Raw genomic sequence first — 15,660 nt, forward strand, 5'->3', positions numbered from 1 at the left:
AGCGGTGAGACAGCGGGTTATCGGTGTAATCCTGGCCGGGGCCCTCGGGGTGTCCGGCTGCGCGAACTACCAGGGCACCCAGGAGCAGTCCGGGATGGTGATCGGCGGGGTGCTGGGTGGGCTGCTCGGCAGCCAGGTGGAGCGGCACGGGCACGCGAGCACGGCCGCGATCATCGTGGGCACCCTGGCGGGGGCGGCGATCGGCGGCTCCATCGGACGCTCCGTGGACGAGACCGACCGGCTCCGTACGGCGGCGGCGCTGGAGAACGTGCGCACGGGGGTGCCATCGTCCTGGCGCAATCCGGATACCGGCAACGAGTACGTCGTCACCCCCACACGCACCTACGAGACCAGTGGCGGTCCGTGTCGGGAGTACACCATGGAGGCGTCCATCGGCGGCCGTCCGGAGACGGTGTACGGCACCGCCTGCCGTCAGTCGGACGGCAGCTGGCAGGTCCAGGGCTAGGCGGGCGACCCCCCGTACCGTTCCGTGGGTGGTACCGGTGACCCGGTGCCGGTAATGCCCGAGTGTCGTGGCCGACCCGGCGGCGCAGGCGCCGCCGTCAGGGTGCGGTCCTGCGGGATCACGGACCGTGATTGCGGCCATCGTTACCTTTCATTTGCCGTGGACTGCTCACCCGGATAGCGTTCGGTGCGACGTGGGGCCGATGCACCGGAGGACGGCATGAACAGTATGGAATCGGCGGCGTTCCGCGCCCTCTTCGGGGTCCCGTACCCCGTTGTCCAGGCACCGATGGCCGGCGTGTCCACGCCGGCGCTGGCGGCAGCGGTGGCCGAGGCCGGCGGTCTCGGTTCGCTGGGGCTCGGCGGCAGCGGTGTCGAACAGGCCCGCGGGCAGATCCGGGAGCTGCGTGCCCTGACCGCGCAGCCGTTCAACGTGAATTTCTTCTGCCATACCCGGCCCCGGAACCGACCCGCCGTGACCCGCGCCTGGCTCGAGCGTCTGCGCCCGCACTTCGAGGCGCAGCACGCGGAGGTGCCGGAGTCCCTGGACGAGATCTATGTGCCGATCGACGCCAATCCGGCGATGGTGGCCATGCTGTGTGAGGAACAGCCTCCGGTGGTCAGCTTCCATTTCGGCGTGCCTGGTGTGGATATCGTCCGAAGCATCCACGGTTACGGCGGACGAGTGCTGATCTCGGTGACCACCCCCGCGGAGGGGCGGGCGGCGGAGGCGGCTGGCGCGGACGCGGTGGTCGCACAGGGTATCGAGGCGGGCGGGCACCGGGGCAATTTCGACGCCGGAGAGGACGAGGCCCTGGGGCTCATGCCTCTGGTGAGACGGCTTGTCGCGCGGCTGTCCGTGCCGGTGATCGCCTCGGGCGGGATTATGGACGGTCCGGGTATACGCGCCGTGCTCGCGCTAGGTGCCGTAGGGGCCCAGCTCGGCACCGCCTTCATCCCGTGTCCCGAATCCGCGGCGACGGCGGCCCACCGAACGGCGCTGCGGAGTGATTCCGCGGCGCGCACGGCCGTTACCCGGGCGATATCCGGGCGTCCGGCACGGGGGGTTGCCGGTGTTTTCCAGGATGAGATCGGGCGTTGCGACGACGACAGCGTCCCCGATTACCCGCTGGCCTACGATGCGGCCAAACAGCTCCATGCGGCCGCGAGGGCGGCGGGGAGCACAGCCTATTCCCCCAACTGGGCGGGACAGGGCGCGCCGCTGTGCCGGGAGATGCCGGCGGGGGTACTGGTTGCCCGGCTTGTACAGGAGCTGTTAACGGCTCCCGGTGGTCCCGGTGCATAGCGGAACGGAAGGCTGCGGGCCGGTACCGCCACCGAGCGTGTCACGGTAGCAACGCCGGACCCCTCGGGTGGCAGGCTACCGGCCATGCCAAGCGGCAAAGGAACTGTCCGGTGGACACGGCCCCGTCCGTTCCTGAACCGCTCATTCGTCGCCACGGAACCCCTGAGCCGCATCGCCTGCGGTGCGGATAGCGGTTTACTCGCGCAGAGGCTCCGAAGGCGACGGCCCGCCGGATTATACGCGGGGGAGAGTGGCAGGGGCGGCCCCGCCGGCGTCACGGCTGGCAACGGGGCGTGCGCGGCGTTTACCCTGCACGGTCCGCAAGCAGGGACCCCGCCGTTGGCCTTACCTATTGAAACGTTCCCGGCCGCCCGGGATGCCGCATGTTGACGGCGGATCCGGGGGTGCGCTGGATTGCCGGGCAGCTCGTCAGCCTCGTCGCGCTCGGGTTGTGCGTTGCCGGTTTCGCCAGCCGTCGGGACGACCGGCTGTTCGTGTTGCTGATCGCCGCGAATGTCGCCTTCGCGTTGCAGTTCGCGCTGTTCCGCAGCTGGGTCGCGGCGGCCGTGACCCTGTTGGTTGTGCTGCGCGTGGTGCTGGTCCGGCGATACTACCGGCACCGTCTGGTGATGCTCGCGATTCTCGCCGCGACCGCCGTGGTTGCCTGGCCCACCTGGCAGGGCTGGCAGGATGCGCCCGCGCTGGCCGCGGGACTGGCCGGGACCTACGGGATGTTCATGCTGCGGGGCATCGCGATGCGTCTGTGGCTGGCGCTCGCCGCTTCCTGCTGGATACTCAGCAATGCCCTTGCGGGCTCCATCGGTGGTGTGACCGCGGAGTCGCTGATCCTCGTCACCAATCTCTTCACCGTTTATCGCCTCTGGCGGGACCGGCGTCGAAGCGTGTAGCCCGGGCGACGACGCATTGCCGTTCCGGACGGCTGCAGGCGGTTGATTCCGCGCGTCACGACCCAAAATCCGTGGGGGTACAGGTCACAGCCCGCACTGGACGGAGTGTGGCATCATGGCGGGTGAAGGACCTGCCGCTGACGCGTCGGGTCCGCCGATGCGCATTGAGGGGATCGATGATCGACTTGCCGTTTCTCAGCACCCGGGCCGACGACACGGTCGGCGACCTGAATGACTACCAGGGCTACGATCGCGACGAATATCACAGCCTCGGGGCGAGCTGGCTGATCCGCATGGCGCTGTTCTTTGGCTGGCCGCAGTCGCTGCGGCACACGAGCGCGCTGCACATCGCGGATGCGGACGCCTTCCAGGGCTATCTCGGTCTGCCGGACACCTGGGCCGGCGACAAGGATGACCCCGGTGAGGTCCGCGCGGAGCGCGCCGAAGCGAGTCTGCGCCGGCAGCTCGCCAGCCATGAGGGGCCGGACGGGCGGCTCGATCCGGACAGTCCGCTCTTCCGTAACATCGAGCTCCTGGATGAGCGCCTGGAGCTCTCCGACGCCGACAAGGTCCTGCTGGTACTGGCCGCGCTGATCGAGTGCGAGCCGGCCTTCGAGGACACCTTCGGCATGGTGGCGACGGACGTGAACAACCGCCAGCTCGCGGGCCTGCTCCGCGAACTCTCCGGCGTCGCCCAGCGTGACGCGCTGGCGAGCGTCGAGGGCGAGACGGCGCTGGTCGCCTCCGGTGTCGTGCGCGTACAGGGCATGCGCTGCCCGCTGGAGGCCAAGATCTCCCTGGTCGAGGGGCTGGCGGACAGCCTGTTCGAGGACAACAGCAGCATCGACGATATCGTCCAGCGTTTCGGCCGGGTGAGCCCCGCGCCGAAGCTCGGGGTGGGGGATTTCCCGCACCTGCGGCGGGACGCGGCCATCATCACGGACTACCTCGTCGCCTCGGCGGCTCAGAACACCCCGGGCTGCAACGTCCTGCTCCACGGCGAGCCCGGGCTGGGCAAGACCGAGTTCGCCCGTGCGGTGGCCCAGGCGGCGGGGCTGACGCTCTACGAGGTGCCGACCACCACGCGCGCCGGTGTGCCACTGAAGGCGAGCATGCGGCTGCGGGCGTTCAAGGCCTGCCAGCGCCTGCTGGCCGGGCGCGAGTCCGTGGCCGTGCTCTTCGACGACTGCGATGACGCCCTGGCGGCCACGCCGATGATCGCCGTGGAAAGCGGCGACGACGACGGCACGGGCAGCGCCGGCAGCAAGGCGTGGATCAACGAGCTGCTGGAGTCCAACACCGTGCCCTGCGTGTGGGTGGCGAACGACCTCGGCTGGGTGGACAGTGCGCACCTGCGCCGCTTCGACTATCCGCTGTTCTTCCGCTCCGTGCCGCCGGTGGTGCGCCGGCGTATCGCCGAGGCCCACATGGGCGGGCTGGACCTGCCCCATGCGGTGTTCGAGCGGGTGGTGGCCAACGAGCATAACACCCCGGCGGCGATCGCGAAGGCCGCGCGGGTGGCGGGGCGGACGGATGCCAAGGCGGTGGCCGTGGAGAATGTGCTGCGCCAGACCTCGCTGCTGCTCGGCGGTCAGCCCGCCGGCGGGCGACGCAACGGTATCGTGCCCTTCGATCTGAGCCTGCTCAACGCCAATCGCGACCTGGTCGCCCTGCGTGACGGTCTGATCGCGCGGCCGAGCGCGAGCCTGTGCTTCTACGGTCCGCCAGGCACGGGCAAAACCGCTTTCGCCCGGCATCTGGCCGAGAGCATGGGCCGCGAGGTGATGGTGCGGCGCGCCTCCAGCATCCTGGGCTCCTACGTGGGCGAGACCGAGCGCAGCATCGCCGCCATGTTCATGGAGGCGGCGGAGATGGACGCGGTGCTGGTGCTCGACGAGGCGGACAGCTTCCTCGGTGACCGGCGCGGCGCTCACCAGCAGTGGGAGGTCACCCAGGTCAACGAGCTGCTCACGCAGATGGAGGCGTTCGAGGGCGTCTTTATCGCCACCACCAACCTCAAGTCGAACCTGGACCCGGCGAGCATGCGTCGTTTTGCCCTCAAACTGCGCTTCGATCCCCTCGCGCCGGGGCAGCGCGAGCGGCTGTTCGACGCCACCCTTGCGGCGCTGGGCGGCGAGGGCGAGGCCGCACGCTTCGCTGACGCCCTGCGCCAGCTCGACGCGCTCACGCCGGGGGATTTCGAGGCGGTCGCTCAGCGCCTGCACCTGCTCGGGGAGCCGGTGGACGGTGAACGCCTCTATCGCGAGCTCGTCGACGAGGTTTCGGAGAAGGGCGGCACGACGCGACCGGTCGGTTTCACCGCCCGGCTGTGAGGCACCGCCGGTTCAGGCGGTGACGATCTGCACCTGCTCCCCATCGAAGGCCAGGCGGCCGGCGATGGGCGCCATCGCCGGCAGCGGTGCGGGATAGCTCCAGGCGCCGTCGGTTACCACGGCGGACCCCGTGCGGACGCCGAAGTACTCCGCCTCGCCCTTGAGCGGGCAGTGCGTCCGCGTTGCGGAGGGTGTCAGAAGCCCCATCTCGACCCCGGCCCGGGGGAAATAGTAGCGCACCGGGTAACCGGTCTCGTGGAGCTCGATTACGTCCGTGCTGTCTGCCAGGCGGTGTCCGTCCAGAAGGACCCGGACACGGCCGGCGCCCTGTGTCAGGCGGATACGATCCGCTGCATGTGACTCTGCCATTTTCGCCGTTCCCGGTGGTATCGTTGAGGGCATCATGGGCGGGGTGTGGAAGATCGTATCCCGCCGCGTGGGGAGAATAATAACAACAGCGATCCTGAGCCGACCCGAGGGAGTCCTGTGAGCAGCGATGTCACCGTGGACCGCACGTCCTCGCCGATACGACTGCGTCCATGCCGGCCACGGCACCGGGAGGGCCGATGACGCCTGATACCGAGGCCGCGCTGGAGCATTGCCCACACCTGCCGACCATGCCCGGCATCGCGACCCGCATTATCGATATGGGGCGCGATCCGGAAGTGGATATCGCGGACCTTGCCGCGCTGCTGGTCAAGGACCCGGCGCTGGCGAGCCGGATCCTGCGGGTGAGTAATTCCCCGCTCTACGGTCAGCGCCGGCGCAGCGATAACATCCGCCAGGCCGTGATGGTGCTGGGGCTGAACACGACCATGACGCTGGCGCTGAGCTTCTCGCTCGCGGACGCCCTGCGCGGGCGCGGCGACGGGCGCGCGATGCGGCTGGTCTGGCGCCGCGCGCTGATCGCCGCCACCGCCTGCCGCATCCTCGGCGAGGAGATCGGCCACCCGGGCAAGGAGGAGTTCTTCCTCGCGGGTCTGCTCCAGGACATCGGCATCCTGGCACTGGAGGTCGCGGTCCCCGAGCTCTATGAGCCCCTGGTGACGGAGGCCGATACCCACGATGCCCTGGTCGCACTGGAGTCCGTCCATCTGCAATCCGGTCACTGCGCGGTCGGCGCCTGGCTGATGGAGCGCTGGGGGCTGCCCCGCTATCTCGTGAACACCGTGCTCGGCAGCCACGACCCGGAAACCGACGCGATTCCGGACGAGGACCGGGAGCTGGCGCGCTGTGTGGCCCTGTCCGGCCGTATCGCCGACCTGTTCCTCCATGACAGTGACCGTGCGGAATCCTCGGCGCGGCTTGCGGATGCCGCATCGGTGTGGCTCGGGCTCGGCGGGGACGCCGTTGCCGCGGTGATCGACCGTGTCGGGGAGGGCCTGCCGGAGGCGGCGCGGCTGTTCGATACCCGGCTGCCGTCGGCCCGGGTGGCGGCAGGGGTGATCGAGGAGGCGCGCGAGATGCTGATGATGCGCAATCTCCAGCTCCTGCAGGAGACCAGCGAACAGCGCCGGCGCTTCCATGAGCTCGAGCGTACGGCGAAGCACTGGGAGGAGGTGGCGAACCACGACCCGCTGACCGGTGTTTACAACCGGCGTTACTTCGACGAGCGCATGGCGCACGAGTTCGCGCTGGCCACCGAGAGCGGCTGGCCGCTGAGTATCGGTTTCGTGGATCTCGACCAGTTCAAGTCGGTCAATGACCATCACGGCCACCAGGTGGGCGACCAGGTGCTGGTGGGCGTCGCGGAGCTGATGGCGGCACGGCTGCGCCAGCGCGACCTCGTCGTTCGCTACGGCGGCGAGGAGTTCCTGGTCCTGCTGCCCGGTACGACGCTGAGCGACGCAATGGCGGTCTGCGAGCGTCTGCGCAGCGCGGTCGCCGCGGTCGCCCACCAGGATGGCGAGGGGCGCCCCTTCCATATCACCACGTCCATCGGCGTGGCCGCGCACATGGATGCCGGCCGGTGTTACCCCAGCGTGGACGTCTTCATCGGCGCCGCCGACCAGGCGCTGAACCTCGCGAAGGCACACGGCCGCGATCGCGTCCGGCCGTCACCGGATACGCCGACGACGAACCGTCCCTGACGCCGTTGCGCCCGGGTGCCGGGTGTCGTCGCCCGGCGTCGCCGCGGTCATGATCGCGGTGTGTCCGGCGGTATCCGGACGCTGTTGCGGAGCGCCGGTATACTGGCCCGCTCATACGTAGTGTCACCTCCCGGGCCGCACGCGGTGAGCGCCGGCCCGGGCACGTGGAGCAGGAGGGGACCGATGCGCCCACTGGAGCAGGACCCGGCATGGCAGCAGCTGGCGTCCCATCACCGACGGCTCGTCGAGTGCCGTATCGACGCGCTCTTCGAGGCGGATCCTGAACGCTTTGAGCGCTTCAGCCGGCGTGAGAACGGGCTGCTGGTGGATTTCTCCAAGAACCGGCTGGACGCGGCCGCCCTGGATGCGTTGCTGGCGCTGGCGCGGGCGCGGGACGTGCCGGCGCGCCGGGACGCCATGTTTGCCGGCGACGTCGTCAACCCGACAGAGGAGCGCGCGGCGCTGCACGCAGCGCTGCGTACGCCGGAGATCGCCGATCACGCGGGGGTGTCGCGGACGGTTTCGGACTGTCTCGGGCAGATGGAGGCCTTCGCCGCCGGCGTGCGGGACGGCACGGTCACCGGCGTGGATGGCCATGTCTTCACCGATGTGATCCACATCGGTATCGGTGGTTCCGACCTGGGGCCACGGCTGCTGGCGGATGTCGTACTGTCACCGGAGAACGACGGTCCGCGGCTGCATTTCGTCTCCAGTGCCGACGCCCAGGCCCTGCGTACGGTGCTCGCCGGCCTCGATCCCGCGACCACGCTGGTGGTGGTTGCGACCAAGAGCGGCGGCACGCGGGAGACGCTCCTCAATGCCGGTACCGCCCTGTCCTGGTTCGCCGCACGGCTGGGGCGCGATGCGGCCCTGGCACACCATTTCGTCGGCGTGACCGGGAATCCGGAGCGACTCGCCGACGCCGGTCTCGAGGTCGGCCGGAGCTTCCCCCTGTGGGACTGGGTCGGCGGCCGCTATTCGGTGTGGTCCGCGGTGAGCGTCTCGGTGATGATGGCCGCCGGTACCGCTGTCTTCCGTGAGTTCCTTGCCGGCGGCGCGGCGATGGACCGGCATTTCCGCGATATGCCCCTTGCCGATAACCTGCCGGTGCTGCTGGCGCTGGTGAACGTCTGGAACACCACGGTCCTCGGCGCGGCCAGCCAGGTCGTGCTGCCCTATGACTGGCGACTGCGCCGGCTGCCCGCCTACCTCCAGCAGGCGGTGATGGAGAGCAATGGTAAGTCCGTGACCGTTGACGGCACCCCGGCGGGGACCGGCACCGCGGCCGTGCTCTGGGGGCGATCCGCCATCGACGGCCAGCACGCCTTCTACCAGTTCCTGCACCAGGGTACCCAGGTGGTGCCGGCGGAGTTCATCTGCGCCATGGAGGACGGGCGCGACGCCCCGGCGCACCGCCGCGAGCTCCTGGCCAACTGTCTCGCCCAGTCCCGGGCGCTGATGTGTGGTGTTGATGCGGAGAGCCTGGCGGCAGAGGAGGCCATGGCGGCGCTGGCGCCGGAACGACGGCGGCTCCTGCTGGCGCACAGGACCCATGTCGGGGACAGGCCGTCCAACACGCTTCTGATGCGTCGCGCCGACGCTGGGCACCTCGGCCGGCTGGTCGCACTCTACGAGCACCGCATCTTCGTCGAGGCGACGATCTGGGGGATCAACCCCTTCGACCAGTGGGGCGTGGAGCTGGGCAAGCGCCTGGCGGGCGACCTCCGCGCCTGCCTCGGCAGCGACGCGGTCCGACAGGATCTGGACGGTTCCACCGCCGGGCTGGTGGCGTGGCTGCGCGGCGGGGACGGATAGGATACGGTGCCGTCAGCGCGGCGTGAGCACGCCGAACCAGTGCTCGGCGGTCTGACGTTCCACCCAGTCCATGTCGAAGCCGGCGGCAGCGGCCAGTTCGTTCAGCTGCGCCGGTCCCATGCGCGAGGCGAGCCCGGGGCCGACGAGCCCGGGGCCGTCCGGCGCGAACTCGGCCACCAACAGACGTGCATCGTCGGCCAGCAATCCGCGGAGGTGGGCAAGGAAAGCGCCCGGATCCCCGGCGTGGTGAAGGACCATGGTCAGCAGTGCCGCCTCCACCGGCGCCGGCAGGGCGGTGAGCGCGGCGACATCCGCCACCGCGGCATGGAGGTGGTGGAGCTGGTGCAGTGCGGCGGTGCGCCGCAGCAGCTCGACGGCCTCCGGATCGCGGTCGAAGGCGTAGACGGTGCCGGTGGTGCCGACGCGTTCGGCGGCGCGCAGCGCGACGTAGCCGCCGCCGCAGCCGAGGTCCGCGACCGCTGACCCCTGGCCCAGGCGCAGGGCGTCGAACCATTCGCCCACCAGCAGCGTGCGCTGGGCCTGGCGGGCGAAGGTCCGGACCGGGTCAGTACCCCCGTGCGAAGTCGATGACATAGTCCAGCGCCTCGCCGTCCCGGTATCTGGCGTAGTTTCGGCGGAAGATTTCCACGATGTCCTCCGGGAAGCTCTCGGCAGCCACATGGGGGGTGACGTAACAGTTCTCCAGGTCCCAAAGCGGGCTGTCCGCCGGCAGCGGTTCGGTCTCGAAGACGTCGAGCACGGCGCCGGCGATCCGGCCATCGCGAAGCGCGCCGGCGAGGGCGTCGCTGTCGATCAGCGGCCCGCGGCCCACGTTGACCACCCAGGCGTGCGCCGGCAGGCGCTCCAGCGCCGCGGCGTCCACCAGGTGATGGGTCTCCGGGGTATCGGGCAGGGTGAGCACGAGGTAGTCGAGCCCCTCCAGGAACCGGTCCCACTCGTCGCCGGCGTAGACCCGGCGCACGCCGGGGACGTCGCTCGCGCGGCGCTTGTAGCCGATCACATCGAGGCCGAAGTGGTTCGCGGTGCCGGCGATGTGCTGGCCGATGGAGCCGAGGCCCGCGATGCCCATGGTCCGCCCGCCGAGGCCGCGGTACTGACGCTCGGCCCAGACGTGCCCGCGCTGCTGCTCGCGCAGGGCGAAGAACTGGCGTTCCAGGGCAATGAGCCAGCCGAGCACGTACTCGCTCATCAGTGGGCCGAACACGTCCTTCACGCCGGTGAGCGTGTAGCCACGGGGCAGCCCGTCCTCGAGCAGGGCGTCGACGCCGGCGAAGGTGGACTGCACCCAGCTCAGGCGCTCGGCCGTGTCCAGGACCTGCGCCACCAGCGCGGGCTTGCCGAGGATGATGTCGCACTCCGGCGCGAGTGCACGGCCCTTGTCGGCGTCGGTCGCGACGTGGAGCGTCAGTCCGGGGAGCTCGGTATCCCGGAGCAGATCGTGATAGACGTCGGCATCCTCGGAGAGGATCAGCGCGCGGTTCATCGGTGGCCTCCCGCTCGGGTGAATGGAACGCCGCCCAGCATAGCGCAGACGCCGGGCGTGTCCATGGCGGATATCGTGGTCATGCCTGCGGGTGTACGGGGATCGGGAAGATCAGATCGTAGGCGAGGTTGTAGGCGTACGTGTACACCAGATAGAAGAGCATCAGCGCGACGTTCATGGTCAGGGCCGCCGACAGCGTATAGCCCATCCACCACATCACCGGCACGAGGGTGATCACGAGCATGCCCAGCTCGAAGGCAAGGGCGTGCCAGATGCGCTCGCCCGGGGTCTTGTAGACACGGCCCGTGAACCGGCGCAGGGCATGGTCGAAGGCGAGGTTGTAGACGTAATTCCACACCGTGGCGAAAAGGGATATGCCCACGGCGAGCGCGCCCACGCGGTGAACGGGGGCCTCGAACAGCCAGCCGGCGAGAGGGCTTACGATAAGCACCCCGATAAGCTCGAAGAGTACGGCATGACGGATACGGTCCGCGACGGAACGCATGGTCGATCTCCGCGACGATGACGGGCCGCCCGGGGCGGCGGGGGATCAGGGGCGATCGCCGGCGGTGATCGGCACGTCCGGGTCGTTGCCCCACTCGGACCAGGAACCGGCGTAGCCGCGGACCCGGGGGTAACCGAGATAGCGCATCACGAAGAACGTCAGCCCCGAGCGGTGATGGGTCTGGCAGTGGGTGACCACCTCCCGGTCCGGCGTCACACCGCGGTCCTTGAGCACCTCGCGGAGGGCCTCCGGCGGCAGCAGCCGGGAGTCGTGCTGGGGATCCATGACCTCGGTCCACTCCAGGTTCACGGCGCCGGGGATATGCCCACCGCGGGCCGCGCGCACGTCCTCGCCCGCGTACTCGGCGGGCGACCGCGCATCGAGGATCACGGTGTTGTCGTCGTTCACATGCTCGAGCATGAACGCCTTGTCCGCGACTACATCGGGGTTGGCGAGCGCCGCGTGATACTCGCTCGGGGGCACAGACGGCGAGGGACCGCTCTCGGTGGCATACCCGTCGGCAACCCAGGCACGCATGCCGCCGTCGAGCAGGGAGTAGTCATGGTGGCCCAGGGCGTCCAGCGTCCACAGGAACCGGGAAGCCCGCCCGTTGCCCTCGTTGTCGCAGGCGAGCACGTGGCAGTCCGAGCGCATGCCGAGCCCGGAGAGGACCCGTGACAGCGTGTCCACGTCCGCCATCAGCCCCTTGGCGTTGCCTTCCTGGCGCAGGATGTCGCTGTAGCGCAGGTGCACCGCGCCGGGGATGTGGGCGCGCTCGTAGGCGTCCGCGTCCGAGAGGTCCACGATCAGCAGGCCCGGCGTGTCCAGGGATTCGGCCAGTGTCTCGGGCTCGACGAGCAGGGGCAGACGCTTGTTCGCCATGACTGGGTTCAGGCCTCCGTGGCGGGTTGGCCCTCGACTGTAACAAGCTCCAGCCAGTGGCGCACGGGGATATCGCTGGCCTCGTCCAGGTGCGTGAGGCAGCCGATGTTGGCCGTTGCGATGAGCTCCGGTGCCCCCGCGTTGAGGTTATCGAGCTTCTGCTGGCGCAGGGTCTTGGCGGTCTCTGGCTGCAGCACCGAGTAGGTGCCGGCGGAGCCGCAGCAGATGTGCGGGTCCGCCACCGGGGTCAGCTCGAAGCCCACCGCCCCCAGCAGGGCCTCGACCCGGCCGCCGAGGCCCTGGGCGTGCTGCAGGGTGCAGGGGCTCTGGAAGGCGATGCGCCGCGGTGCGTCTGCGGCAGGGCGCAGCTCCGCCTGCCAGTGTTCCAGGAATTCCACCGGATCCACGGCCAGGGTGCTGACGCGTTCGGCACGCTCGGCATAGTCCGGGTCGCCGGCGAGGAGGTGGCCGTAGTCTTTGACCTGCGCGCCGCAGCCGCTGGCGTTGACGATGATCGCCCCGGCGCCGGCCTCGACGTGGGGCCACCAGGCGTCGATGTTCCGCCGCGCCTGGTCTTTCGCCGTGTCCACGTCGCCGAGATGCTGGTTGACGGCGCCGCAGCAGCCGGCCTCCGGCGTACGGATCACCTGGAAGCCGAGACCGTCGGCGACCCGCGCGGTCTGCGGGTTGATCACGGGATCGAGGGCCGGCTGGACGCAGCCCTCCAGCATCAGCACCGTGCGCTCGCGGGCCGCCTGCGGCCAGGCCGGGGCGGTGCGGCGCGGGCGGATCTTCGAGCGCAGGGGCTGCGGCACCAGCGGCCGTACCGTACGGCCGATGCCGAGGAGCGCGGAGAACAGCTGCCGTCGCGGCAGCACGACGCGCAGCGCCCAGCGCAGCGCGCGTGTGGACACCGGGCGCGGCACCTCGCGCTCGACGATCTCGCGACCCAGGTCGGCGAGACGTCCGTACTCGACGCCGGACGGGCAGGTGGTCTCGCAGGCCCGGCAGGTGAGGCAGCGGTCCAGGTGGGTCTGAAGGCTTTCGGTGGGCTCTGCGCCCTCCAGTACCTGCTTCACCTGGTAGATGCGCCCGCGGGGGCTGTCGAGCTCGTCGCCCCATAGCCGGTAGGTGGGGCAGTTGGCCAGGCAGAAACCGCAGTGCGTGCACTTGCGCAGGATGGCGTCCGCCTCCTGGCCGGCCTCGGTGTCGCGGATGAAGTCGGCGAGTTGGGTCTGCATGGTCGCTTACTCCGGATACAGCCGACCGGGGTTGAGGATCGCCCCGGGGTCGAATGCCTGCTTCACGCGCCGGTGCGCCCGCATGAGGACCGGCGACAGGGGCTGAAAGACGTCGCTGTCGCGGTCGCCGCCGGCGAACAGCGCGGCGTGGCCGCCACGGGCGGTGACCGGGCCACGTACCGCGGCCGCGTCGGCGTCGGTGCGTAGCCACAGCTGCTGGCCCGCCCAGTCCGTGACGGCTTCGCCGGGCAGACCCTCCGGCTGTCGCCCCGGTGGCAGCGCAATCCGCCACAGGGGCGTGTCGGTGCGCGCGAAGAAGGGATGGCGGTGATCCCGCCAGTCGGCCCAGACCGTCGCCGCGTCCGCCAGGGCCTCACCGCCGACGCGGGCCAGGCCCTGCTCGACGCCGGAATGGGTGCCGGAGAGCCGCAGCAGCGCGGCCTCGCCGTCGTGAACGGCGGCGGAGACCGGAACGCCCTGGCGCAGCCAGCCCTCGACGGCGCCGTGGAGCGCCTCGGCAGGGAGCTCGAGGCGCACACTGGCCTCGGTCTCCGGCCGCGGCAGGACCTTGACCGTGACCTCCAGGATCACGCCGAGGGTGCCCAGCGCGCCAGTGTTGAGACGGGAGAGGTCGTAGCCGGCGACGTTCTTCATGACCTCGCCGCCGAAGTGCAGGACCTCCCCATTGCCGTTCACCAGGCGCAGGCCGAGCACCATGTCGCGCACGGCCCCGGTGAAAGGCCGCCGGGGGCCGGCGAGGCCGGCGGCGACAGCGCCGCCGAGGGTGCCGCCGCCACCGAAGTGAGGCGGCTCGAAGGGCAGCATCTGACCCTGCCCGGCGAGCGCGGCCTCGATCTCCGCGAGCGGGGTGCCCGCCCGGGCGGTCAGGATCAGCTCGGTGGGGGCATAGTTGACGATACCCCGGTGGCTGGAGACGTCCAGCGTCGTGCCCGTCGGCGTGCGTCCATAGAAGGCCTTGCTGCCGCTGCCGGCGATGGACAGCGCGCGGGATGCGGCCGCGGCGTCGCGGACGGCCTCGGCAATGTACTCGGTCCGGTCCTCGCCGGTCTCCATGGCATGCTCCTCAGAATCGCTCGAGTTCCGGATGGGGCAGTTCCCCGTTGTGCACATGCATGGCGCCGAATTCCGCACAGCGCGCCAGCGTCGGGACCGCCTTGCCGGGGTTGAGCAGTCCCCGGGGGTCGAAGGCATGCTTTACCGCGTGGAACTGGTTGAGTTCCGCAGTGCGGAACTGGACGCACATCTCGTTGATCTTCTCCATGCCCACGCCGTGCTCGCCCGTGACCGTGCCGCCCACCTCGACGCACAGGGTGAGGATCTCGCCGCCGAGGCGCTCCGCGGTCTCGAGCTCGCCGGGACGGTTGCCGTCGAAGAGTATGAGGGGATGGAGATTGCCGTCGCCGGCATGGAAGACGTTGACCACGCCGAGCCCGTACTCCGAGGAGAGCTCGCGGATGCGCCGGAGCACGTGGGCGAGCTGGTGGCGGGGGATGGTGCCGTCCATGCAGTAGTAATCCGGCGAGATGCGCCCGACGGCCGGGAACGCGGCCTTGCGACCGGCCCAGAAGCGGGCCTTCTCGGCGTCGTCCGCGGCGACCTGGATGCGCGTGGCGCCGTGCTCGCGCATCAGTGCCTGGACGCTTTCGAGCTGGTCGGCAACCTCGGCGTCGGTGCCGTCGAGCTCGCAGATGAGGATGGCGGCGGCCCCGGTGTCGTAGCCGGCGTGGACGAAGTCCTCCGCCGCCTGGATCGCCGGGCCGTCCATCATCTCCAGTCCGCCCGGGATCACGCCGGCGGCGATGATCGCCGCGACCGCGTGGCCGCCGTGCTCGACGTCGTCGAACGAGGCCATGAGCACGGATTTCGTCGGCGGCTCGGGCAGAAGCTTCACGGCGATCTCCACGATCACCGCGAGCATGCCCTCGGAACCGTGCATCAGCGCCAGCAGGTCATAGCCGGGGGTGTCCGGGGCCTCCGAGCCGATGGTTACCAGCTCGCCGTCGATGGTCACTGCGGTCACCTCGAGGACGTTGTGCACGGTCAGCCCGTACTTCAGGCAGTGCACGCCGCCGGCGTTCTCGGAGACGTTGCCGCCGATGGAGCAGGCGATCTGGGAGGAGGGATCCGGTGCATAGTACAGCCCGTGGGGGGCGGCGGCCTCGGAGATCGCAAGGTTGCGCACGCCGGGCTGGACCCGCGCGATGCGCCGTTGTGCGTCCACTGACAGGATGCGGTTGAACTTGCCCAGCGACAGCAGGATGCCCTGCGGATGGGGCAGGGCGCCGCCGGAGAGGCTGGTGCCGGAGCCCCGGGCGACCACGGGGACGTCCCACTCGCTGGCCAGCCGGAGCACGGCCTGAACCTGCTCGACGGTCTCGGGCACGGCCACCACCAGCGGCAGCTGGCGATAGGCGGACAGGCCGTCGCACTCGTAGGCGCGCAGGCCCGCCTCGTGGACAATCAGTCCCTCGCCGGGGAGTATCGCCGAGAGCCGCGTGATCAGGTCGTCGCGGTCGACGGAGAAACGGGTATCTTCGTCACGGTAACGGGACGGCGCTGCCATGACCTCTCCTCCATTGGTCTGACCAAT

Annotated in this window: 14 protein-coding genes; 6 read left to right on the forward strand and 8 right to left on the reverse strand. The window is 70.1% G+C overall.

Translation table 11 applies throughout. From position 1 onward, the window contains the following. The first annotated feature begins 4 nt into the window (after positions 1-4). The 4 genes from ACEZHJ_RS04825 to ACEZHJ_RS04840 all read left to right on the forward strand — a co-directional run bounded on the left by ACEZHJ_RS04825 (position 5) and on the right by ACEZHJ_RS04840 (position 5,012). On the forward strand, positions 5-466 hold the full coding sequence (locus ACEZHJ_RS04825) for an RT0821/Lpp0805 family surface protein (RefSeq protein WP_375036296.1): 462 nt from the start codon (positions 5-7) through the stop codon (positions 464-466). 219 nt (positions 467-685) lie between these two features. Next, positions 686-1,771: an NAD(P)H-dependent flavin oxidoreductase gene (locus tag ACEZHJ_RS04830; protein ID WP_375036297.1), complete on the forward strand. Its 1,086-nt coding sequence runs from the start codon at positions 686-688 to the stop codon at positions 1,769-1,771. Positions 1,772-2,154: 383 nt separating this feature from the next. Further along, entirely contained in the window at positions 2,155-2,679 is a 525-nt protein-coding gene (locus ACEZHJ_RS04835; RefSeq protein ID WP_018717005.1) for a YgjV family protein, read from the forward strand. A 176-nt stretch (positions 2,680-2,855) separates the two neighbouring features. Further along, positions 2,856-5,012, forward strand: a complete 2,157-nt coding sequence (locus ACEZHJ_RS04840) for an AAA family ATPase (protein ID WP_375036298.1) — start codon at positions 2,856-2,858, stop codon at positions 5,010-5,012. A 12-nt stretch (positions 5,013-5,024) separates the two neighbouring features. Here ACEZHJ_RS04840 and ACEZHJ_RS04845 read toward each other — a convergent pair whose 3' ends face one another. Then, positions 5,025-5,381: a DUF427 domain-containing protein gene (locus ACEZHJ_RS04845; RefSeq protein ID WP_163141474.1), complete on the reverse strand. Its 357-nt coding sequence runs from the start codon at positions 5,379-5,381 to the stop codon at positions 5,025-5,027. A 197-nt stretch (positions 5,382-5,578) separates the two neighbouring features. Here ACEZHJ_RS04845 and ACEZHJ_RS04850 point away from each other — a divergent pair, with 197 nt between their 5' ends. Then, positions 5,579-7,102 (forward strand): GGDEF domain-containing protein, encoded by a 1,524-nt coding sequence (locus tag ACEZHJ_RS04850; protein WP_163141477.1) that lies wholly within the window; start codon positions 5,579-5,581, stop codon positions 7,100-7,102. A gap of 183 nt (positions 7,103-7,285) precedes the next feature. Further along, positions 7,286-8,917, forward strand: a complete 1,632-nt coding sequence (pgi, locus tag ACEZHJ_RS04855) for a glucose-6-phosphate isomerase (protein ID WP_163141480.1) — start codon at positions 7,286-7,288, stop codon at positions 8,915-8,917. 12 nt (positions 8,918-8,929) lie between these two features. Here the strand turns inward: pgi and ACEZHJ_RS04860 are convergent, their stop codons facing one another. The 7 genes from ACEZHJ_RS04860 to ACEZHJ_RS04890 all read right to left on the reverse strand — a co-directional run bounded on the left by ACEZHJ_RS04860 (position 8,930) and on the right by ACEZHJ_RS04890 (position 15,633). Continuing rightward, on the reverse strand, positions 8,930-9,511 hold the full coding sequence (locus tag ACEZHJ_RS04860; RefSeq protein ID WP_163141484.1) for a class I SAM-dependent methyltransferase: 582 nt from the start codon (positions 9,509-9,511) through the stop codon (positions 8,930-8,932). Further along, a complete protein-coding gene (locus ACEZHJ_RS04865) occupies positions 9,483-10,421 on the reverse strand; it encodes a D-2-hydroxyacid dehydrogenase (RefSeq protein WP_163141487.1) in 939 nt (312 codons plus the stop codon). The genes ACEZHJ_RS04860 and ACEZHJ_RS04865 overlap by 29 nt, the downstream gene beginning before the upstream one ends. Positions 10,422-10,500: 79 nt before the next feature. Then, a complete protein-coding gene (locus ACEZHJ_RS04870) occupies positions 10,501-10,926 on the reverse strand; it encodes a PACE efflux transporter (RefSeq protein ID WP_375036299.1) in 426 nt (141 codons plus the stop codon). A 45-nt stretch (positions 10,927-10,971) separates the two neighbouring features. Then, positions 10,972-11,808 (reverse strand): sulfurtransferase, encoded by an 837-nt coding sequence (locus ACEZHJ_RS04875; RefSeq protein WP_375036300.1) that lies wholly within the window; start codon positions 11,806-11,808, stop codon positions 10,972-10,974. 8 nt (positions 11,809-11,816) lie between these two features. Continuing rightward, positions 11,817-13,049 (reverse strand): glycolate oxidase subunit GlcF, encoded by a 1,233-nt coding sequence (gene glcF / locus ACEZHJ_RS04880; protein ID WP_259201885.1) that lies wholly within the window; start codon positions 13,047-13,049, stop codon positions 11,817-11,819. Positions 13,050-13,055: 6 nt separating this feature from the next. Further along, the gene (gene glcE, locus ACEZHJ_RS04885; protein WP_259201886.1) at positions 13,056-14,123 is read right to left on the reverse strand and encodes a glycolate oxidase subunit GlcE; all 1,068 of its coding nucleotides are present in this window, start codon (positions 14,121-14,123) and stop codon (positions 13,056-13,058) included. 10 nt (positions 14,124-14,133) lie between these two features. Further along, positions 14,134-15,633, reverse strand: coding sequence for an FAD-linked oxidase C-terminal domain-containing protein (locus tag ACEZHJ_RS04890; protein ID WP_018716994.1), 1,500 nt, complete (start codon positions 15,631-15,633; stop codon positions 14,134-14,136). Between the last annotated feature and the right edge of the window lie 27 nt (positions 15,634-15,660).

It is taken from the genome of Arhodomonas sp. KWT2, from assembly GCF_041949875.1.
Taxonomy (GTDB): domain Bacteria; phylum Pseudomonadota; class Gammaproteobacteria; order Nitrococcales; family Nitrococcaceae; genus Arhodomonas; species Arhodomonas aquaeolei.